This window comes from Deltaproteobacteria bacterium (assembly GCA_016219225.1).
GTDB lineage: Bacteria > Desulfobacterota > RBG-13-43-22 > RBG-13-43-22 > RBG-13-43-22 > RBG-13-43-22.
Genome location: JACRBX010000168.1, coordinates 1 through 18,522, shown reverse-complemented (window position 1 = coordinate 18,522; position 18,522 = coordinate 1). Strand labels below are relative to the sequence as shown.

The window sequence follows — 18,522 nt, the reverse complement described above, 5'->3', positions numbered from 1 at the left end:
GAGGAAGAAAACCGCCAATAACCCCCTCTCCGTCATTCCCGTGAAAACGGGAATCCAGGTGTTGTATGGAGACGAAAAGAACCTGGATTCCCGTTTTCACGGGAATGACGGACAAGAAAGCGCAGAATTCATATTGAATGTTTCAAATTTTTCAAAGGGCTGAATTATTACAAACCTGTTGGTTCCGGCTTGTCCGGGTTAGGTTTATTAAAGAAGAAGGTTCTTTTTTTCGGAATTTAAATAGACTGATCGTTCAGTCCAAACCTTTACCTGAATTTTAAAACGGAAGGAAATAAAAATGGCACTTAAAACACCTCAACAATACATAGAGAGCCTGAAAGACGGCCGGGTCATGTACTTAAACGGAGAAAAGGTCCCCGATGTGACCGAGCACCCTATTCTAAAGATCTGTCGTGACTGGGTGGCCATGGATTATGTGCTCAACCAGGACCCCAGGTACCAGGACCTTTTAACGGAATTAGATGAAGACGGCGAAAGGGTCAGTTTCGCCCTCATGCCCCAACGGACCCAAGAGGACCTTTTCCGGCTTCGCGAAATGGTCAAGCTCTGGGCCAGGGTCTGTTTCGGCAAGCCCTCGGGGGCCAAGTTTGTGGCTAAAGACGGTTTGAACTCGGTGACCGTGGTCAGCCGGAGGGTCGACAAAAAATACGGCACCCATTATGCCGAAAATGTCGAGGCCTACCGCAAACACCTCCAAAAAAACGACCTGTCCTTTGCCATGGGTCTGACCGATGTCAAGGGGGACCGCAGCCTCCGCCCTTCGCAGCAAAAGGGCCACCAGGATTACTATGTGCGCATCGTCGAAGAACGGAAAGACGGCGTCATCGTCCGCGGCGCCAAGACCCACATCAGCCAGGCTCCGCTGTGCAATGAAGTCTTGATCGCCCCCTGCCGGGCCATGAAGGAAGATGACAAGGCCTATGCCCTCTCTTTCGGCGCCCCCCTCAACGCCAAAGGCATAACCCTTATTTCCGCCGAGCCGGAGATACAGGAAGGGGTGGACCTCTTCGATCATCCCATTGCCGGGGCCATCTTTATCAACGACGCCACCATCATTTTTGACGACGTCTTTATCCCCAACGAGCGACTCTTTTTAAAGGGCGAATGGGAATTCGCCGGCCAGGTGGCCTACATGTTCGCCAATTTCCACCGTCTCAGCGCCGAGACCTACAAGGCCATGGAACTGGAGCTCTTCACCGGCGCCGCGGCCCTGATGGCCGAGTATAACGGCATCGAAAAGGTCTCCCATGTGCGCGAAAAACTCACCTGGCTGGTCATGTATACGGAAATGATCGAGACCCTGGGCCGGGCCGCCGTGGAACATTGCATTAAGGAAGAGGATTCGGATCTGGTTTATCCCAATCCAATGATCGCCAACATCTGCAAATACCAGTTTGCCAACAACTGGCATGAGGCCACCAAATATATTCAGGACATCGCCGGGGGTATCGTGGCCACCTGTCCTTCGGCCAGGGACTTTTTCAATCCGGCGACCCATGACCTCTTAGACAAGTATCTGGGCGGGAAGGCGGGTGTGCCTACGGAAGAGCGGCTGCGCATGGTCAAGCTGGTCAGGGACCTGACCTCTTCTTATGAAGACGTGCTGACCATCCATGCCGAAGGGTCGCTCGAAGCCCAGAAGATGTCCATCCTGCAGTTGGCCGATTTTGATCGTTACAAAGCCGCGGCTAAAAGGGCGGCCCGGGTGGAGAACAAGAAGGGACATCCGATTTTTGATGAACTGCCGGCTTTCCCGCCGAGTCTTTAAAACGAAAATAGATTATTAACCACCCTTGGCCTCTGTTGGGGCGCTTGTAGGGGCGGGTTTAAAACCCGCCCCTACGACGGTGTATTTTTATGCTTCGTGGTGCTCCTTGGGGCATGAGAGCTTAATATGAAAAAAGGGTTCAAGGGTTCAAGTGAAAGGCGTGGAAATTAACCACATTAATTCCTTGTATAAATTTTCATACTTCGTGGCTCCCCCTGGGGCATGAATGCTTAGTCTGATAATAGGGGAATAACCTCTGGTGCGAGGCATACGGTATTTCCTTAAACCTTGCACCTTGAACCTTGAACCCCTATGGGAGTGATCGTGGAAAATCAGTTGAATATGATCCCCATATTTTTTCTCCACGGGCTGGTCTACGGGATGCTCATCTTCCTGGTGGCCTCGGGACTCACCCTGGTGCTGGGGATGATGGATATCCTCAACTTCGCTCATGCCTCGATCTACATGATCGGGGCTTTTATCTGCTACCAGACCATCCAATGGACCAACAACTTCTGGCTGGCCCTGGTGGCGGCTCCTTTGATTTGTGCTTTATTGGGCATTCTGATCGAACGCGGGTTGATTCGGAGAATCCATGCCTCCGGGCATGTGGATGAACTGCTGCTCACCTTCGGTCTGGCCATGGTCATCACCGAGGTGATTAAGTGGATTTACGGCACAACCCCCCTGCCCGTATCCGTTCCCTCTTCTCTGGCCGGTTCCCTCCAGTTGTGGGCCGATGTCAAATATCCGGTCTATCGGCTGTTCATTTTGTTCATCTCCGCCTTGGTATTGGGTCTTATGTTCTATATCCTCAAAAAGACCAGGCTGGGGATTTCCATCCGCGCCTGTGTCCAGGACAGCGTCATGGCCGATGCCCTGGGGACCAACGTAACCCTGATTTTCATGTCCGTCATGGGCATCGGCGCCTGGCTGGCCGGTCTGGCCGGGGTTATCATCGCCCCCTATCTGAGCGTCTATTCGGGCATGTTCGCCGACATGATCATGGATTGTTTTGCCGTCATTGCCGTCGGAGGGCTGGGCAGTCTGGGCGGGGCCTTTATCGCCGCCCTCCTGGTCGGGCAGATTCAGTCCTTCGGGGTCATCTTTCTGCCCAGGATCTCCCTCATCCTTATTTATCTGCTCATGGTGCTGGTCTTCACCATCCGGCCGAGCGGCCTTTTCGGGAAAAAAGAATGAGACCGTCTTTCAAGACTCTGGCCCTGATAGTGGGTCTGATCCTGATCGCCCTGTTGCCTCTGGTTCTGGAGAAATTTCACGTCTACCTCCTCACCGAGGTCATGATTTATGCCATGCTGGGCGCCAGCTACTATCTGCTCCTCGGGCATACGGGACTCCTTTCCCTGGGGCACGCCGCCTATTTCGGCCTCGGCGGATACACCACGGCCTTTTGTTTGGTCTATGGGCCGGAAATCCCCCTGCCCATCGCCTTGCTGGCCGGCGCCCTGACCGGATTGTTAAGCGGCCTTATTATCGGCTCCATGCTGCTCCGGCTGACCAAGATCTATTATTCCTTTGCCACCCTGGCCTTCAGCCAGATGCTTTGGGCCAGCGCCTGGAAATGGCGCTCCCTGACCGGCGGGGATGACGGCCTGACCGGCTGGTCCTCCCGGCAGGTGTCCCTGCCTTTCTTGGGCCGGTTCAGTCTGAGCGACGTCACTTTTCTATTTTACCTCGTTTTCGCGGTGGCCCTGGTCTCCATACTGCTCTGCTGGTATTTTATCAGGACCCCCCTCGGCAATACCCTGGCCGGCATCAAGGCCAATCCCAACCGGGCCAGCTTTCTGGGTATCCATAACGCCCTGGCCAAATTGATGCTCTTCGGATTTTCCGGCCTGATCGCCGGAACATCGGGAGCGCTGTTTATTCTATTCAAAAAAATGGCTTCCCCTAATTTCCTGGATATGTTCACCTCCTTTGACATCGTGGTCCTGTCGGTAGTGGGCGGCTATTCCAGTTTTGCCGGTCCCCTGGTCGGTTCCTTCGTTCATGTCTATATGGTCGAATATCTCAGTTCCTTTACCGAACGCTGGCAGTTGATCATGGGGCTTTTCTTCATGATGGTCATTCTATTTTTCTCCGGAGGACTCGTGGGCCTGCTGCGCCGTCTTTCCGCCAGAATCCCGCTTTTGAAAGGGGCCGGGAAATGACGACTCCTTTATTGCGCTTAGCCGGCGTCAGCAAACATTTCGGAAAGTTCAGCGTCATCGAGGACGTCAATCTGGAAGTGGTGCAAGGGGAAAGGCACGCCCTCATCGGCCCTAACGGGGCCGGGAAAAGCACCCTCTTTAATCTGATTACCGGAAAATATTTCCCAACCGAGGGGACCATCTATTTTAAGGGTGAACAGATCGATCACCTCCCCCCGCACAAAGTCAATCGGCTCGGGATTTCCCGCTCTTTTCAGATCATTAACATTTTCAAGGAAATGACGGTTTACGAAAACGTGCGGAATGCCGTTGTGGCCAAGCATCGCTTAAGTCTCCGTTTCACTCGCCCCCTATCCGCTTTCTCCTTCATTCGAGAGGAAACGGAACACATGCTCGGCCGTATCAACCTGACACCCTTCCGCGATGAGCCGGCCGGGACCCTGGGATACAGCCAGCAGCGCGCCCTGGAGATCGGGATGACCATCGCCCAGGACCCGGAGCTTGTCCTTCTGGATGAGCCGGGGGCCGGTCTCTCCCCTGAAGAGACCAAGGAAATCGTCAAGCTGATCCGGGAAGTTACGGCCCGGAAAACCCTGCTCATCGTCGAACACGACATGGATGTGGTCTTTAACCTGGCCGACCGTATCAGCGTGCTTAACTGGGGGAGGATCGTTCTGACCGAAACCCCTGAACAGATCAAAAACAATGAGATGGTCAAAGAAGTTTACCTCGGGAATCTCTTTGAGCCCAAGGGGCATTAACCGTTTTGATGTTCATTTTTTCCGGCTACACGAGGCATGAAAATATTTTTTATAATTGTTTAGCCGTTTGAAAAATTTGAAACTTTTACCTGCAAATTTCGGCTTTCTCGCGCGTCATTCCCGTGAAAACGGGAATCCAGGTTCTTTTCGGCTCAGCATAACACCTGGATTCCCGTTTTCACGGGAATGACGGAGAGGTTATCGACTTTTTTTCAAAAAGCTAAATTGATACTTTTTTGATTTTTAATTCCGAATTCCTAATTCCAAAATCCGAATTCTGAGCAGGGGTTCTTATGTTGTTAGAGGTCAGTCAGATCCACACCTATTACGATGACAGTCACGTTCTGGACGGGATAATACTGGAAGTGGCCCGGGGGGAACTGGTGGCCGTTTTGGGAAGAAACGGGGTCGGCAAATCGACCACCCTAAAGAGTATTATGGGCATCGCCCCTGCCCGGAGCGGGTCTATCCGCTTCAAGGGGAAAGAGATTCAGGCCCTGCCCCCTTACCGTATTGCCCGGATGGGGATCGGTTATGTCCCCGAGGAAAGAAGGATCTTTCCCGAATTGACGGTTCGAGAGAATCTCATCATGGGGCTCAAGAACGGAAAAGAGCAAAACCCCCGGTGGACCATCGACAGGGCTTACGGTCAGTTTCCGCAACTGGCCAAGCGGGACAGCGCTTTGGGAAGCAATCTCTCCGGGGGCGAACAACAGATGTTGACCCTGGTCAGAACCCTGATGGGGGAGCCCGAGCTTATCCTGATTGATGAACCCTCGGAAGGATTGAGCCCCATCATGGCCGAGGCCATCTTCGCCCTGATTAAGGAGATACACCGGGAAGGGGTCGCAGTCCTATTGGTTGACAGGAACCTGCCCTTTACTTGCGGGTTGGCCGAGCGGGTATACATAATGGTCAAAGGGACTTTCGGATACACCGGGACCGGCCCGGAGGTTCTGGAGAACACGGAGATTCAGGCTAAATTCCTTGCGGTTTAATACGAAAATAAGTTCGGAGTTGAGAGTTCAGAGTAAACCATTTTCATCCTTCGTGGTGACCGCTTCAGGCGGGCATGAGCGCTTAGTACAAAAATAGATTTTTTATCGCCCCTGGCATTCCTTGGGGCTCTGTAGGGGCGGGTTTTAAACCCGCCCCTACAGCGGTATTTTCATGCTTCAAGTGAAAGCTATCCGGGAATCATGGATTTCCGGGGGAGACTAAAATATCAAGGAGGGTATCGCATGAAAAAAAGTATCAGGAAAAGATGGATCGGTGTTTTGCTCGTTGGTCTGGTATTGGGTTTGGCTACTTCGGTCTGGGCCGAAAGGCCTATCAGAATCCTTATGACCGACCCCCTGTCCGGGCCGGCCAAGGACCTGGGGGAAAGAAGCCTTCTGGGCATCCAGTTCGCGGTGGAGGAGTTTAACGCCCAGGGAGGACTCAACGGCCGGAAGGTGGAGGTGGTCGCCGAAGACAGTCAGACCAAGCCGGATATCGCCGCCCGGAAGGCCCAGAAATATCTGCTGGAGAAAAGTGTGGATTTCATCTGCGCCGGATACGGCACACCGGTGGCCAAGGCCATGAATGACCTGGCCGGCCAGAATAATATTGTCTTCATCTATTTTTCCATGTCCGATGAATCGACCGGCAAAGACTTTTCCTATCATTCCGTCCGGCTGGTCTATAACACTTCGATGATTGCCCGTACCCTGGTACACTATGTGGCCAATCATTCCCAATTCAAAAAAATATATCTCCTCAACCAGGATTATTCCTATGGACGGGATATGGCCGCCGCCTTAAAAAAGGAAATCGCCAAACAGATGCCCGGGGCTCAGATCGTCGGGGAAGATTATAATCCCTTTTTTACCAAGGATTTTTCTCCCTTTCTCTCCAAGATCAAGGCCGCCAATGCCGACTGCATCCTCACGGCCAACTGGGGACCGGACATCACCATCCTGATGAAACAGCGGACGGAATTAGGGGTTAAAGCCGTGGTGGTCAATAATGCCCTGAGCGACCCCCTGGTCATCGGCGGCTTTCCCGAGGCCGCCCAGGGAAGCACCGTCAGTGATGCCTACATGAAGACCGTCACCACCCCGGAGAGCCTCGATTTCGTCAAACGGTGGCAGAAAAGATATAAAGGCACCACCTACCCTGAACCCGACAACATCAGCGGGAGATCCTATGTCGGCATTAAGTTTTTGCTCGAGGGCGTCAAAAAAGCCCAATCCGTGGAGGTCAAGAAACTCATCCCGGTCCTGGAGGGGATGCGCCAGAAAAGCCTGAACGGCGAGATCTACTTGCGGGCCTGCGATCATCAAATGCAATCGCCCCTTCCCGTGGCCGTCGTCAACAGCAAGACCTACCCCTTCGTCGGCGCGCCGACCATGATCCCGGCCTCGGCCATCGCCATCGAAGAGAGCGCCATTGATAATCCCAGGTGCAAGAAGAAATAAAAAGAAGAAATAAAAAGTGTGAAGGGCCAATAAGAAAACCCCATTTCTCAAGGTGAAATGGGGTTTTCATTAAAATAACGAATCAAAGCACACCCGCTATTTCACCTTATCCCTGCCGATTTGGAAGGCCTGTCGGTTGACGTCCAAAAGCTTCTTGGGAAATGTTTCTTCGATGACAGCGGTAAAATCCTCAAGCTCCAGGGGAAGAATATCCAGACCGCTGACGGCCCCGATCATGATAATGTTGCTGAGAATGGGATTCCCCAGTCTCAGGGCTTCCTCGGTGGCCTCGATCAGCCAAACCCGGGAGGACAAGCCTTCCAGGGTCTTTTGGATGGTCTCGATTTCCGGGTACCCGGATTCTCCGGCAATGACACTCACCGGATGGACCGGCCTGGTGTTGGTCAGCACGATCACTTCGCGGTTGCCGTAGGCGGCGATGATCCGGATGGCCTCGACGGGCTCCAGGGCGATAACGATATGGGCCTTTCCTTTGGGGATTTGAGTGCTCAAGGTGGAGGCGGCCGAGACGCGGAGATGGCTCATCACCGAACCTCCCCTCTGAGAAGCCCCGAAGGTTTCTCCAATCGTCAGGAAGTATCCCTTCCGGGAAAGCATGTTGGCCAGGATCCGGGAGCCCATGACATTGCCTTGCCCGCCGACCCCGGCCAGAATGATGTTATACGGATCTTGGATTAATGGTTTCATACTGATACCGGCTCCTCTCTCCTGATGGCCCCGCTGGTGCAAATATCGGCGCAGACCCCGCAGCCCGCACAAATCACCTCATCGATCCTCGATTTTTTCTTTTCTTTATCCCAGATCAGACCCGGGCAGCGGAATACCCGTGTGCAGAGACGATTACAACCGCACTCCTCGCCCAGGCATCGGGATTCATCGATACGCATCGTATGACTTTTTTTCCCTTTCTTTTCCGGGCTCAAGGCGCATATCTGGCGCAGGATGAGCACCTTTATCCCTTCTTCCTCCAGAAGCGCGTTGATCGTCGCCCGCGTCTCTTCCAGCTCAAAGGGGTCCCGTATGACCACTTTCGCCCCCATGGCCTCACAAACCTTGGCAATATCTATCTGGGGTGCCGCCTGGCCCAGGGCATTAATCGGCAATCCGGGATGGGGCTGGAACCCGGTCATGGCCGTGCCGCTGTTGTCCAAGATGATCAAGGTGGTGTTAGCCTCATGATGGACGGCATTGACCAGGGCCGGTAAGGCGGCATGGAAAAAGGTGGAATCCCCGCAAACGGTAAGCGTCGGTTGATCCATCCCGAAGGCCTCCAGCTTTCCGAATCCGCAAGCCAGTCCTAAGCCGGAGCCCATGGCATGGGCGATCTTAACGGTGCTGAACCCGGCCGGTCGGGCACCCAGGCTGTAACAACCGATATCTCCGCAGACAAATCCCTTCCGGTTATCCAATTGCAAGGCCTTGTGGATGGACCAGAACGAAGCCCGATGGGGACATCCCGGGCAGAAGGTCAGATCCCTTTCAGGCGCCAGAGCCCCGGCCGCCTCCTGAGCCTCCTTGGCGTATTCCCCATCCATCGATGCGTACGGAGCCCCCATAATCTTGGAAAGACCCGCAGCCACCAGGTCCGGGTTGAGCTCTCCGACCATGGGAATGGTCCCGTCATTTTTTCCGTAAAAGGTCTTGATCCCGATCTCGGCCGCCTGTTCCGCCGCCAGGATCTTGACGCTGTCCTCCAGGAAGGGAATGACCTCCTCCACGATCAGGATCTTTTCCGTCAGGGCCAGATATTTCTTCATAAATTTGGGAGGCAGCGGCCAGGTGGTTCCCAATTTGAGGAGTCCCACCCGGTCTTTCAATCCCAGAAGATGAATGGCTTCCCGGCAATAGAGGGTGCAGGCGCTGCCGGTAATGACCAGCAATTCCGGCTTTTCCGGTCCCTCATAGGTATTGAAAGGGCTCTCCTCAAAGAGTTCCCGAGCCCGGCGCAATTTCTCCTGCTGAAGGGTGTGGTGATAAACCACCGGCATACTGGAGACAGGTCCTGTTTCCTGGTCCAGCAAAGGTCCCCGGCATTTAAATTCGGCCTTGACCATTCTCTCCGGAAGCTTCCCCAGCCGCACCATGCCGCTGGCATGAGACATGCGCGTAACGGACCTCAACATGACGACATTTTTCAGTTCCTCCGAAAGCTCGAAGGCCCATTTGGTCATATCCTTGGCTTCCTGAAAATCCCCGGGTTCCAAAAGAGGGATTTCGATCATCCGGGCAAAATGGCGGGATTCCCCTTCGTTGGCGCTGGAGAGGGCCCCCGGATCGTCACAGGTCACCAGGACCAGTCCCCCCCGGGTCCCGGAGCCGGCCAGGTGGAGCAGAAAATCGGAGGCCACGTTCACCCCGTTCTGCTTCATGGGGCAGATGGCCCGTAGCCCGGCAAAGGAAGCCGCCGCCGCCACTTCCAGGGAGATCTTCTCATTGGTGGACCATTCCACATACAGATGGCGTTCCTGGGCCACCTTGGATAAATTCTCGATAATTTCCGAGGAGGGTGTGCCGGGATATCCGGCGGCCACGTTCACCCCGGCTTCCAAGGCGCCGCGGACAATCGCCTCATTTCCCATCATCAACACCCGGATTCCCTCTTTGTCTTCATTCAATTTCGGCATAGTGACTTCCCTTTGTCAGACAGGATGCCTGACCCATTGAGTGGAATAATTTCATTTATATAATTTTTTTATTCACAATGACAATTAATATTTGCGCCTGTGGAATTTAGGATTTACTGTTCCACAGGCCGCCAAGGACCTCAATACTCAGGTATTCTCCCCCCGGCAGGGGAGGTGCGGAAAGCACCAGGACCGCCAGCTCGGATTCCAGGGGCGGATCGATGGGGTCCGGATGTTTCCCGACGAATTCGGGCCTGCGGCAGAGTCGGGTCAGATAATGGCCGGCGAAATCCCGCCAAAAGGAGACTGACGGTGAAAGTAGCGCCTCCGGCTTCGATCCGCCCAGGGCCAGAAGCCCCCGGGACTGGGAGGATGAAAAAGCGGCCCCGACCCGCTTCATCCAGGCATCAGGCGTCGTTCCGTCTTGGGTGTTGTCCCCTTGCAGCCGCAGATGCCCCGCAGGGGTCAGGATCAGATCGCAGTTCATGTTGTTGTGAATTTTCACCTAACCGAATAGTTTGTCAAGGATTTATTTCTGCTGCCTGGCTAAGTTGAAAGAGTGATAAGAAAATTTTCTCTTGAAGGTCTGCGTGCTATAAGGCTTTTACGGGGCAAGAAAGGACGATATAGGCCCCCAAAACACCTATTCCTTGAACACTAATGATGTATAATCAAATAGTTGTCATGGACCGCCCCCCATTCAAGAAACCCCCGATATAAACCTTGACCGTAACTTAGTGGTATGATATATAATACCACATGAAAATCGTTATGGATACCAACGTACTATTTGCGGCTTTAAAATCCCGACGTGGTGCCTCATACAAACTGGTTTCTCTTCTGCCGTCCGAAAGATTTTCGATTGCCATATCGGTTCCTTTGATTATTGAATATGAAGATGGTTTAAAGCGGGGAAAGCTTTCCTCTGATATTACCGAAAAAGACATCGGTGATTTTATGGATTTTTTTTGTTATGTGGGAGAGCATCAGGATATTTTTTTCCTCTGGCGTCCTTTTTTGACTGATCCATCCGATGACTTGGTCCTGGAAGTTGCAGTGGCCGGTAGTTGCGATGCCATTATAACTTATAATAAACGTCATTTCAAAAACGCCGATAAATTCGGTTTAAAAATTCTTGACCCAAGAGAATTCCTTGTCGAAATAGGAGTCCTATCATGAGTGCATTAAGTCTGCGTATCCCCAAGTCTCTCCATGAACAGATAAAACAATTGGCTAAACGAGAGGGAATTTCCATTAATCAATTTGTAGCCTCTGCTGCCGCTGAAAAAATGGCCGCACTATTGACTGAGGAATACATTGAAGCAAGGGCGAAAAGGGCAAGTTTGAAAAAATTCCAGAAAGTGCTCAAAAAGGTTCCAGATTCAGAACCGGAGGATTACGACCGGATTTAGCCTCTTATGTCATAGATCGGTAACCTGCCCCGCCTGCCCCATGAAATCTGCTGAAAATCTCATCGGGGTTAAATTCAAAGCTTATTTAACTTGGGGTATGCCAGACCTGGTCGGGAATAAAAGGTCTCTTTGCTCTTGCCATTTGGTTTCGTATATCGTCCTTTTTTACCCTCAAAAAACACAATATAGACCCTTTTTAGGGGGTACAGTTTTCAATAACATTCATTATATCGAATAGTTCTCGTGGCCCGACCCCGCCAGAACCCTTCACCGCACTCGTCACAGCGTGATTCTCGGTTTGAAATGAATACTTTGATTTCTTCCCCTTCGCTTTGCAACTTCACAATCTCCCTCAAATCTCGTCCGATACCTTTAGCCTCAGCGGCAGACCCTACCCAATAGTAAGCCTGAATATGAAAATAAGCTCAGTGTAAAGATTTATAGATGGCCTCAGGCTGCTACTTAAACCTTTCCGGTGAAAAGGGGCTCACGTCCATGACGTCGGTCCGGCCGTCGATGATCAGATCGGCGGCCAGACGGCCGACCACGCCGCTGGTTTCAATTCCGGCCCCTCCCTGCCCGGCGAGCCAAAAAAATCCCTTCAGGGAGGGGTCCTGACCGATGACCATGGACTGATCCGGCGAGAAGGTCCTTAAACCGGCCCATTTCCGTTTTAGGGCCTTAGGTAGAATTTTCGGGACGAATTGTCTGAGGCGTTCCAGGGCCTGGGCCACGACCAGTTCATCCGGTCTGGCATCGCCTGGTTCCATGGGGTCTTCATCCATGGGACTGGTCAGCAGGCCGCCGGATTCGGGTGAGAAATAAAATTGATGGGTCTGATCGGCCACCAGGGGCCATTTCGAGACATCCAGCCCCTCGGGCGCATCAAAGGTGATGATGGTTCGGCGCAAGGGAGTCAATTTAATGGGGGATGCTCCGGCCAGGGATCGGATTTTTTGACCCCAAGCTCCGGCCGCATCAATCACCCAGCGACAGGAATACGCATTCCGACCCGTAAGAACCCCGGATACCCGGTTGTGTTCGGTCCTGATTCCTAATACTTCCTCCCGGCAGAGCAGTTCGCTCCCTGCCCTTTTGGCCTGACGGAGGTAACTCCAGAGAAGTTCGTGGACATCGATATGCCCGTCGGCAGAAAATAGAAAGGCACCGTCCATATGCTCCAAAGAGACAGCCGGCACGATGGACAGGACCTCGGCAGGGGACAGGATCCGGATTTCAACCCCCCGGGCGGTCAGGTCCGGAACCATCTGTTTCATGACTTCCAACGTCGGCCCCTGGCCCGTGATTAAAATCCCGGATTTCCGAAGAAGGGGATTTTCGGAAAAACCCTGAGGAGGGTTTCTCAGGAATTCTCCGCCCTTTATCTTCAAATCGACCGTCGAGGGGACCAGATCGAATTCGACCAATACGCCGGCCGCCCTGCCGGTGGCGTGATAACCGGGCTGTTCTTCTTTCTCCAGAATCAGGACATCCTTCATTCCCTTGCGGGTTAAAAAATAAGCGGCCGAGGCTCCGGCAATACCGGCCCCGATAATAACGGCGTCATAAAATTTATTTTTAGGCATGGTTGTTTTAGGTAAAAACTTGATCCAACAATCGGTTGGGATGAAGGGCGGCCAGAAAGTCGGCACAGGGCAAACAGAGCGTATCCCCTTTTACCAGGCGATCTTTCCCTCGGTAGAGAAGTAGAGTCTTACTTTTTGGATATTCCTCTTTGAAAGACCGCAGCGATCTCAGGTCGGCGGGTCGGATGGTTTTCGTATTCTTAACTTCTACGGCCCCTATACCGTCTTTTCCGTAGATGACAAAATCAACTTCTACTCCTGATCTCGTTCGCCAGAAAAAAAGCTCTCTCTTAACTTTTGAGTAGGCAATCCAAGCCTTAAGATGTTGTCCGACCAGCCCCTCCAAGGCTTGCCCTTCTATTTCTTCGGGGCGGTCGAGAGGCCCTTGGGGTCTTAACGACCTAAACACACCTGCATCAAACAGATAAAATTTAGGATGTAAGGCCTGTTGGCGTTTGGCCCTTTTGGTAAATACCGGAAGACGCCAGCCCAGGAGAATATCTTCCAAAATATTCACATAACCCTCCACCACCTTCCGTTCCACGGCTGACTCTCGGGCTACGTTGCTGATGTTGAGGATGGAGGCATGAGAAAAACTGATGGCCTCTAAAAATCTCGAAAAATTGCCGATATTCCGAACCAGCCCCTCCATCTGGACTTCTTCCCGGAGATAGAGGGCCGCGTACGACCGCAGGACCTCCTCCGGATTTTCCGAGGCGACGACGATAGGCAGCATTCCATATCGGAGGGCGTATTCGAAATCAAACCGGATTCCCATTTCAGCCGCCATAAATGTATGTAAGCTGTAGAGCAGCGCCCGTCCGCCGAGTAAATCTACCCCGGTTTGTTTTAGTCTTCGGGCGCTGGAGCCTGTTAAGACAAAGGACCATCCTTTCTTCTCTTCTATCAGGCTATGTACGACCGGGAGCAGATCCGGCACCTTTTGTATCTCGTCAATAATTAAAGAACCGGCTTTCGGGTAAGCGGCGATCATTTCCTTTAACCGCTCGGGCTTGGCGGAAAAAAACCGGACCCGTTCCGGATCGAGCAAATCTATGGTTAAGCTATCCGGGAAAAATTGGTGGACAAAAGTGGACTTTCCGGTGCCGCGGGGCCCGAACAGGAAAAAGCTTCCTTTGGGTGGATTGAAAAATCGGGTAATTAATTCCATATTGCGTCTCAAAATGGAAATACTGATTCCAGAATAACAGCTTTTTTTCTTGATGGCAAGTGGAAAAGTAAGATCAAAAAATTCTATTTAATACTTGAAATTGATTTGCTTTGCCGGGTCTTAAGTACCGTCAACGCCTTGGGGTCGTGATCAAGCAGTATGAGGGCACTGCTGATCGCCCGACTTGGCAACAAGTCTCCGGACTCGTATTTCTGAAAGGCCCTCGGCCCGCCGCCGATCACCAACCCCGCGGCTTCTTGCGAAAGGCGAAGTTTTTTGCGGATCCGCCGAATCTCCTCAGGACTAAGCAGCCCTTCGCTACGGGCTTTAAGCCGGTTCAACATGCGGTCGGATACCTTCATATCTTCGCCGGTATGAATGCTCTCCTTCGATTGGTCGCAAAACCAGCCGGGCATATCGAAAGAAAGACTCTCGCCCTTATAGGTGAGAGTCATCGGGCGCACGTCACGGTGCATTGATACACGTCCTGCCAAAGCCGGTGATCGGCAAAGGCCGTCACGGATTTGTAAAAGTGCTCTCGCCGCATGGTCTGGATCGTCGTGACGATCTCGGGGCGGCCAAAGCCAAGGGCGGCGGCACTTCGTAACGCCGTACCTGTGACGGTAAGCTTCTCCACGCTGCTAAACGCAGCCTTAAAGGCATCGAGGTCATAGGTTGGTTTCCGCTTTTCCGTCATTTACCCATCTCTCACATTACACCATTATGGTGTAAAATCAAGTAAAATTATCTCCAGAGTTTTTCAAACCTGGCCGGATTGGCCGCCGTGTAGATAACCGTATAATGAAGGTGACGATGCCCAAGATAGTCTTGAATGAGCCGTGTTTTGTTAAAGTTAAAGCACGCCCTGGAGGACCAGGAAGGATATCGTATCGGTCATACGTTCTTTTCGAAAAGCCGCCTTTTTGCGAATAGTTCTCGTGGCCCGACCCCGTCAGACAACTAATGAGCGAAGACAAAACACCTCAGTACCTCAAACTCGATGAACGCAATCATGTCGGCCCCCCCTTCAGGGCGACCTTGACAGCCATTGAGAGGTTGGGAGTGGTTCGTTTAAAAAAAACTTGACGCTAATAGTAGTATGCGCTATATTAGATAGGACAACTAATTGAGAGGTGGGGCTTTGAAACTAAAATTCAAATTGGAAGAGTCCCTCGGTTTTCTGGCCAACTTGGCCGCCCTGGAATTGAAATATTCTCTGACCCGGAGCTTCAAACGGCATGGACACGATGTGACCGCCGAGCAGTTCGCCGTACTGGTAAGCCTTTGGGAAAAAGAAGCCCAGACTCAGAGCGAACTGGCCGAACACCTGGCCAAGGACAAGACCAACATGACCCGTATCCTGGACGGTCTGGAAAAGCGGAACCTTGTCGTCCGTCGTTTCAACGAAAGCGACCGCCGCAGCTATGGCATTCATCTCACCGAAGCCGGTTGGCAGATCAAGGACAAGCTCATCCCTTTGGCTGCGGACATCAATCGGGCGGCGCTGCGTGGGTTCAGTGATGAAGAGGAGCAGGCACTTAAGGGGTTCTTGAAAAACATCTTCACTAACCTCCGTTAAATTTTTTTTAGGGAATGGTTGATGTATCCAAAATAGATGTATCAAGTGTTGAGAAGGGGGAGATGACCATGATGGCCAAACTGACTCTCAAGGAAAAAATCGCCTTCAGATTCATTTTCAACAAAGCCCGGGTCTACCGGCGCTGGTTCGGGCGGTTCTTCGTCTTCGGCATGGACTATGGGCGGCTCAACCGGGTGGTGGACCGCATCCCCACATGGTTTGAGTGGTGCTCCGAATGGTCCGAGGAAGGGGACCAGATCGAAAAGCTTGCTGCTCAGGCCCTGGAACAGGGACACCTGGTTTCGGCGGTGTCCCTCTTTCACCAGTCCGTGGCCTGTTACCACATCGGGCAGCACATTTTTTTTATCGATCCTGAACAGAAAGAGAGGGCCCAGGCCAAAGCACGCCAATGCTACCGGCGGGCCATCGATCTGTACCCGGAGGAGACCCGGCCCATCAGGGTTGAGATCCCCTTCGAAGACACCGTCATCCCGGGCTACCTGAGGCGGACCTTCCGGCCCGGCCAACCTCTTCTGATTTATGTCAACGGCATGGACAACATCAAGGAAGCGGAGAACCACTTTTTTGGCAACCAGATGATTTTAAACGGCCTGAACTTCTTCGGCTTTGACGGTCCTGGCCAAGGGGAGATGTGGAAGAGCAAAAAATTCATGCTCGATTATGAAAAGGTAGTCAGCGCCATCATCGACTGGTTTGAAAACAACAACCAGTACGGCCTGGACCTGAAGAGAATCGCCACCGTCGGCTTCAGCCTGGGAGGCTATCTGGCTCCCTGGTGCGCGGCCCATGACCGGAGAATAGGCTGTACAGTCGGAAACAGCGGGTTTGCCCGGATCGGCGGCGTGGAAGGGGCCTGCAAACTCAATCCCATCTGGCAGCGGGGCATCATGTACCTGACCGGGTGCGATGATTTTGGTGAGGCGGTCAAAAAATTCGACCTGGATATTACCAAAGCCCCGCCCTTGGAAAATCCCCTGCTTTTTTTTCACGCCGGACGGGACGAAGTCATGCCTTCCCCTCAGCTGCAGGCCGATACTTTCATGAACTGGGCGAAGGGAGAAAAAGAACTCAAGTATTACCCCGAGGCCGAACACTGCACTGTAGACCGCTTGGATGAAGTCTTCCCCTACATCATAGACTGGTTAAGAAAGCAGTTGCGAGCTTAGAAGTGTCACTTAACTGGAAAGGAGGAATTTTGGAATCACATCCGGTCTGCACATTCTTCAGGGCGGTATACTGTGGCTTACGTGGACGTCTGCGTTTTCCCCGGAGGCTGTACGGTCGGGTCCTGACCATAGCCGACGGTGAAAAATTCACGATTTTTCGGCAAGCTGAAATCAAAACCGGGAACACCCGGCCAGCCGGACCGGGAGCTGTCTTCAGGATTCGTTTTCAGTTCACCGGCGGGTCTACGGTCCTCAACAAGCGGCTCTCCCTCATCCCCATTCCTCTTATCGTTGGTTTTCCAGGATTCAGGACAAAAATCTGGACCTTCCACGAAGCCACCGGGGCTTTCCAGGGGATTTATGAGTGGGACAGTGCCGAAGCTGCAGCGGATTATGCCAAATCCCTGGCTATCCGGCTGATGAAAAAGCGGGCGGTCCCGGAATCCGTGGATCAGGAAATAATTCCCGATACCAGAATCGGAGAGTACCTTTCTATAAATCAATAACCAGTCCCCCTCAATATGACACTCCCGACAATCCTTTAGTGTTCCCTTAAGCTGTCGGTTGACATCTTTCTTGAATTGGGTATCCCGTCTGATGGAGCGCATGACCTCAGATACCCAGGTCTTTAAAAAGTTCTTCCGTGTTGGAAAACTTGACGCCCTTCCCTTTTCGAGAGTCCCAGTTCCTTAAGTATGGTTTCCGCCTCCCTTTTAACCTCCGGCTCGATCAAGGCCCGGGCGGTTGCTGTTTTGGTTGTTCCCATGGTTTAGTCTCCTCTTTTCAAGTCATGATTAAGAATTACTCTGGTTTTTATCAGGATCAGATGCCCCGAATGGATCGCAATTATATAAAGGTTTGTTCAAAAAATAAAACAGAATCAATCCTTGAAGAATGCATTGGCGGTAACTGCAAATGCCGGGACTTTGGGCAAACAGAGCGAACACGATCTCTTGCTTTCGGCCCGGTCTTCTGCTAACATGTTCAGAAGGTTAACAGGGAATAATAAACGGGGGAGTATCTTAAGAAGATGAAATTTAATAATGGGCAGGAGCCCCTAATTGAGCCGAGAGTTACTTATATCTTGGAACTGGAAGGCAAATTTATCGCCATCGAGAATGTGCCGGCGAGAGTGAATGTGGAGACAGGAGAACAATATTTTTCTCCGGAAGTAGTGGAGCAAATCCAGAAAACATCTGGGGAGAGAAAAAGCCTCGCCGAGTCGTAGAGACACCCGTTTTTGAATTTGCGGCCTGATTCCGCAGGAGGAAATATATGTGAGAAGGAGAAAGTCGGATGCCGGATACTTTAAAGACATAATATCCGGCATCGATTCTTCGGTCCCTTATTAAGTTTTAGGAGGTTTAGAGCCCTGACTCCTAAGTCATCCCTTATTTCCTTTATAAACCCCTCCCCCCACCGCTATGATTTCCGTCCACTTGGGGGGCAAAAAGGCCCTTTTAAGGCTCTATTTACCTATCGTTTTTTATATAATTCTGTAAAAATCTAATCCCTTGGCCTGGGTCCGCCCCCGGTAGTACCACTAAGGGCTCTTCTTCGGATCTTGTCTATTATCAAACACGGAATGAATGACGATTTCATTTTCTTCAATTGAATAAAATCTGATTATAACGTATTTAGGGGAGACTAATTATTAACCGAAAAGTAGCCCAACATATTGTGGGTGAAAAGGCGAACAGACACAACATATTGATTTTACAGTAAATATATTTCTAGACATTTTATTAATAATTTTATATGG

At 51.9% G+C, this 18,522-nt stretch carries 19 protein-coding genes and 3 pseudogenes; 12 read left to right on the top strand and 10 right to left on the bottom strand.

The features are described from left to right. Positions 1–298 precede the first annotated feature (298 nt). From HY879_14815 to HY879_14790, 6 genes are all read left to right on the top strand, one after another. Positions 299–1,789, top strand: a complete 1,491-nt coding sequence (locus HY879_14815) for a hypothetical protein (protein ID MBI5604609.1) — start codon at positions 299–301, stop codon at positions 1,787–1,789. Between the two features lie 342 nt (positions 1,790–2,131). Beyond that, positions 2,132–2,989, top strand: coding sequence for a branched-chain amino acid ABC transporter permease (locus tag HY879_14810; GenBank protein MBI5604608.1), 858 nt, complete (start codon positions 2,132–2,134; stop codon positions 2,987–2,989). Further along, positions 2,986–3,960: a branched-chain amino acid ABC transporter permease gene (locus HY879_14805; protein ID MBI5604607.1), complete on the top strand. Its 975-nt coding sequence runs from the start codon at positions 2,986–2,988 to the stop codon at positions 3,958–3,960. The genes HY879_14810 and HY879_14805 overlap by 4 nt, the downstream gene beginning before the upstream one ends. Beyond that, complete coding sequence (locus HY879_14800) at positions 3,957–4,721, top strand: ABC transporter ATP-binding protein (protein MBI5604606.1); 765 nt, start codon at positions 3,957–3,959, stop codon at positions 4,719–4,721. Before HY879_14805 ends, HY879_14800 begins: the two co-directional genes overlap by 4 nt. Positions 4,722–5,014: 293 nt before the next feature. Continuing rightward, entirely contained in the window at positions 5,015–5,719 is a 705-nt protein-coding gene (locus HY879_14795; GenBank protein MBI5604605.1) for an ABC transporter ATP-binding protein, read from the top strand. A gap of 243 nt (positions 5,720–5,962) precedes the next feature. After that, positions 5,963–7,180 (top strand): ABC transporter substrate-binding protein, encoded by a 1,218-nt coding sequence (locus HY879_14790; protein MBI5604604.1) that lies wholly within the window; start codon positions 5,963–5,965, stop codon positions 7,178–7,180. A 96-nt stretch (positions 7,181–7,276) separates the two neighbouring features. On the opposite strand, the gene HY879_14785 is transcribed toward HY879_14790, so the two are convergent. The 3 genes from HY879_14785 to HY879_14775 all read right to left on the bottom strand — a co-directional run bounded on the left by HY879_14785 (position 7,277) and on the right by HY879_14775 (position 10,312). Then, positions 7,277–7,888 carry an indolepyruvate oxidoreductase subunit beta gene (locus HY879_14785; protein ID MBI5604603.1) on the bottom strand — a complete coding sequence of 204 codons (612 nt, stop codon included), beginning with the start codon at positions 7,886–7,888 and terminating at the stop codon, positions 7,277–7,279. Beyond that, complete coding sequence (locus HY879_14780; GenBank protein ID MBI5604602.1) at positions 7,885–9,825, bottom strand: indolepyruvate ferredoxin oxidoreductase; 1,941 nt, start codon at positions 9,823–9,825, stop codon at positions 7,885–7,887. Before HY879_14780 ends, HY879_14785 begins: the two co-directional genes overlap by 4 nt. 106 nt (positions 9,826–9,931) lie before the next feature. Continuing rightward, the gene (locus HY879_14775) at positions 9,932–10,312 is read right to left on the bottom strand and encodes a hypothetical protein (protein MBI5604601.1); all 381 of its coding nucleotides are present in this window, start codon (positions 10,310–10,312) and stop codon (positions 9,932–9,934) included. A 272-nt stretch (positions 10,313–10,584) separates the two neighbouring features. On the opposite strand from HY879_14775, the gene HY879_14770 reads away from it, so the two are divergent. Together HY879_14770 and HY879_14765 are read left to right on the top strand one after the other, a co-directional pair. Further along, on the top strand, positions 10,585–11,004 hold the full coding sequence (locus HY879_14770; protein MBI5604600.1) for a putative toxin-antitoxin system toxin component, PIN family: 420 nt from the start codon (positions 10,585–10,587) through the stop codon (positions 11,002–11,004). Then, on the top strand, positions 11,001–11,237 hold the full coding sequence (locus HY879_14765) for a toxin-antitoxin system HicB family antitoxin (GenBank protein ID MBI5604599.1): 237 nt from the start codon (positions 11,001–11,003) through the stop codon (positions 11,235–11,237). The genes HY879_14770 and HY879_14765 overlap by 4 nt, the downstream gene beginning before the upstream one ends. A gap of 458 nt (positions 11,238–11,695) precedes the next feature. Here HY879_14765 and HY879_14760 read toward each other — a convergent pair whose 3' ends face one another. The 5 genes and pseudogenes from HY879_14760 to HY879_14740 all read right to left on the bottom strand — a co-directional run bounded on the left by HY879_14760 (position 11,696) and on the right by HY879_14740 (position 14,837). Continuing rightward, positions 11,696–12,823, bottom strand: a complete 1,128-nt coding sequence (locus HY879_14760; protein MBI5604598.1) for an FAD-binding oxidoreductase — start codon at positions 12,821–12,823, stop codon at positions 11,696–11,698. A 7-nt stretch (positions 12,824–12,830) separates the two neighbouring features. Then, on the bottom strand, positions 12,831–13,994 hold the full coding sequence (locus HY879_14755) for an ATP-binding protein (GenBank protein MBI5604597.1): 1,164 nt from the start codon (positions 13,992–13,994) through the stop codon (positions 12,831–12,833). An 83-nt stretch (positions 13,995–14,077) separates the two neighbouring features. Beyond that, on the bottom strand, positions 14,078–14,470 hold the full coding sequence (locus tag HY879_14750; protein ID MBI5604596.1) for a type II toxin-antitoxin system MqsA family antitoxin: 393 nt from the start codon (positions 14,468–14,470) through the stop codon (positions 14,078–14,080). Next, positions 14,446–14,691: a type II toxin-antitoxin system MqsR family toxin gene (locus HY879_14745; GenBank protein ID MBI5604595.1), complete on the bottom strand. Its 246-nt coding sequence runs from the start codon at positions 14,689–14,691 to the stop codon at positions 14,446–14,448. The genes HY879_14750 and HY879_14745 overlap by 25 nt, the downstream gene beginning before the upstream one ends. Positions 14,692–14,738: 47 nt before the next feature. Next, a pseudogene (locus HY879_14740) lies at positions 14,739–14,837 on the bottom strand (DNA recombinase). 298 nt (positions 14,838–15,135) lie between these two features. Between HY879_14740 and HY879_14735 the strand changes: the two are divergent. The 3 genes from HY879_14735 (at position 15,136) to HY879_14725 (ending at position 17,266) form a co-directional block, all read left to right on the top strand. Further along, the gene (locus HY879_14735) at positions 15,136–15,573 is read left to right on the top strand and encodes a MarR family transcriptional regulator (protein ID MBI5604594.1); all 438 of its coding nucleotides are present in this window, start codon (positions 15,136–15,138) and stop codon (positions 15,571–15,573) included. A 71-nt stretch (positions 15,574–15,644) separates the two neighbouring features. Next, complete coding sequence (locus HY879_14730) at positions 15,645–16,760, top strand: dienelactone hydrolase family protein (protein ID MBI5604593.1); 1,116 nt, start codon at positions 15,645–15,647, stop codon at positions 16,758–16,760. A gap of 29 nt (positions 16,761–16,789) precedes the next feature. Continuing rightward, positions 16,790–17,266 carry a YdhR family protein gene (locus tag HY879_14725; protein ID MBI5604592.1) on the top strand — a complete coding sequence of 159 codons (477 nt, stop codon included), beginning with the start codon at positions 16,790–16,792 and terminating at the stop codon, positions 17,264–17,266. Here HY879_14725 and HY879_14720 read toward each other — a convergent pair. Together HY879_14720 and HY879_14715 are read right to left on the bottom strand one after the other, a co-directional pair. Next, positions 17,249–17,368 (bottom strand): annotated as a pseudogene (locus tag HY879_14720) (type II toxin-antitoxin system mRNA interferase toxin, RelE/StbE family). The gene HY879_14725 and the pseudogene HY879_14720 sit on opposite strands and share 18 nt — an antisense overlap. Before the next feature lie 20 nt (positions 17,369–17,388). Further along, positions 17,389–17,526, bottom strand: coding sequence for a hypothetical protein (locus HY879_14715; protein ID MBI5604591.1), 138 nt, complete (start codon positions 17,524–17,526; stop codon positions 17,389–17,391). A gap of 264 nt (positions 17,527–17,790) precedes the next feature. Here HY879_14715 and HY879_14710 point away from each other — a divergent pair. Beyond that, positions 17,791–18,017 (top strand): annotated as a pseudogene (locus tag HY879_14710) (hypothetical protein). Positions 18,018–18,522 lie beyond the last annotated feature (505 nt).

Coding starts and splice junctions, on each gene's coding strand:
- HY879_14815 (MBI5604609.1), top strand. CDS start 299: ATGGCACTTAAAACACCTCAACAATACATAGAGAGCCTGAAAGACGGC.
- HY879_14810 (MBI5604608.1), top strand. CDS start 2,132: ATGATCCCCATATTTTTTCTCCACGGGCTGGTCTACGGGATGCTCATC.
- HY879_14805 (MBI5604607.1), top strand. CDS start 2,986: ATGAGACCGTCTTTCAAGACTCTGGCCCTGATAGTGGGTCTGATCCTG.
- HY879_14800 (MBI5604606.1), top strand. CDS start 3,957: ATGACGACTCCTTTATTGCGCTTAGCCGGCGTCAGCAAACATTTCGGA.
- HY879_14795 (MBI5604605.1), top strand. CDS start 5,015: ATGTTGTTAGAGGTCAGTCAGATCCACACCTATTACGATGACAGTCAC.
- HY879_14790 (MBI5604604.1), top strand. CDS start 5,963: ATGAAAAAAAGTATCAGGAAAAGATGGATCGGTGTTTTGCTCGTTGGT.
- HY879_14785 (MBI5604603.1), bottom strand. CDS start 7,888: ATGAAACCATTAATCCAAGATCCGTATAACATCATTCTGGCCGGGGTC.
- HY879_14780 (MBI5604602.1), bottom strand. CDS start 9,825: ATGCCGAAATTGAATGAAGACAAAGAGGGAATCCGGGTGTTGATGATG.
- HY879_14775 (MBI5604601.1), bottom strand. CDS start 10,312: ATGAACTGCGATCTGATCCTGACCCCTGCGGGGCATCTGCGGCTGCAA.
- HY879_14770 (MBI5604600.1), top strand. CDS start 10,585: ATGAAAATCGTTATGGATACCAACGTACTATTTGCGGCTTTAAAATCC.
- HY879_14765 (MBI5604599.1), top strand. CDS start 11,001: ATGAGTGCATTAAGTCTGCGTATCCCCAAGTCTCTCCATGAACAGATA.
- HY879_14760 (MBI5604598.1), bottom strand. CDS start 12,823: ATGCCTAAAAATAAATTTTATGACGCCGTTATTATCGGGGCCGGTATT.
- HY879_14755 (MBI5604597.1), bottom strand. CDS start 13,994: ATGGAATTAATTACCCGATTTTTCAATCCACCCAAAGGAAGCTTTTTC.
- HY879_14750 (MBI5604596.1), bottom strand. CDS start 14,470: ATGCACCGTGACGTGCGCCCGATGACTCTCACCTATAAGGGCGAGAGT.
- HY879_14745 (MBI5604595.1), bottom strand. CDS start 14,691: ATGACGGAAAAGCGGAAACCAACCTATGACCTCGATGCCTTTAAGGCT.
- HY879_14730 (MBI5604593.1), top strand. CDS start 15,645: ATGGCCAAACTGACTCTCAAGGAAAAAATCGCCTTCAGATTCATTTTC.
- HY879_14715 (MBI5604591.1), bottom strand. CDS start 17,526: ATGGGAACAACCAAAACAGCAACCGCCCGGGCCTTGATCGAGCCGGAG.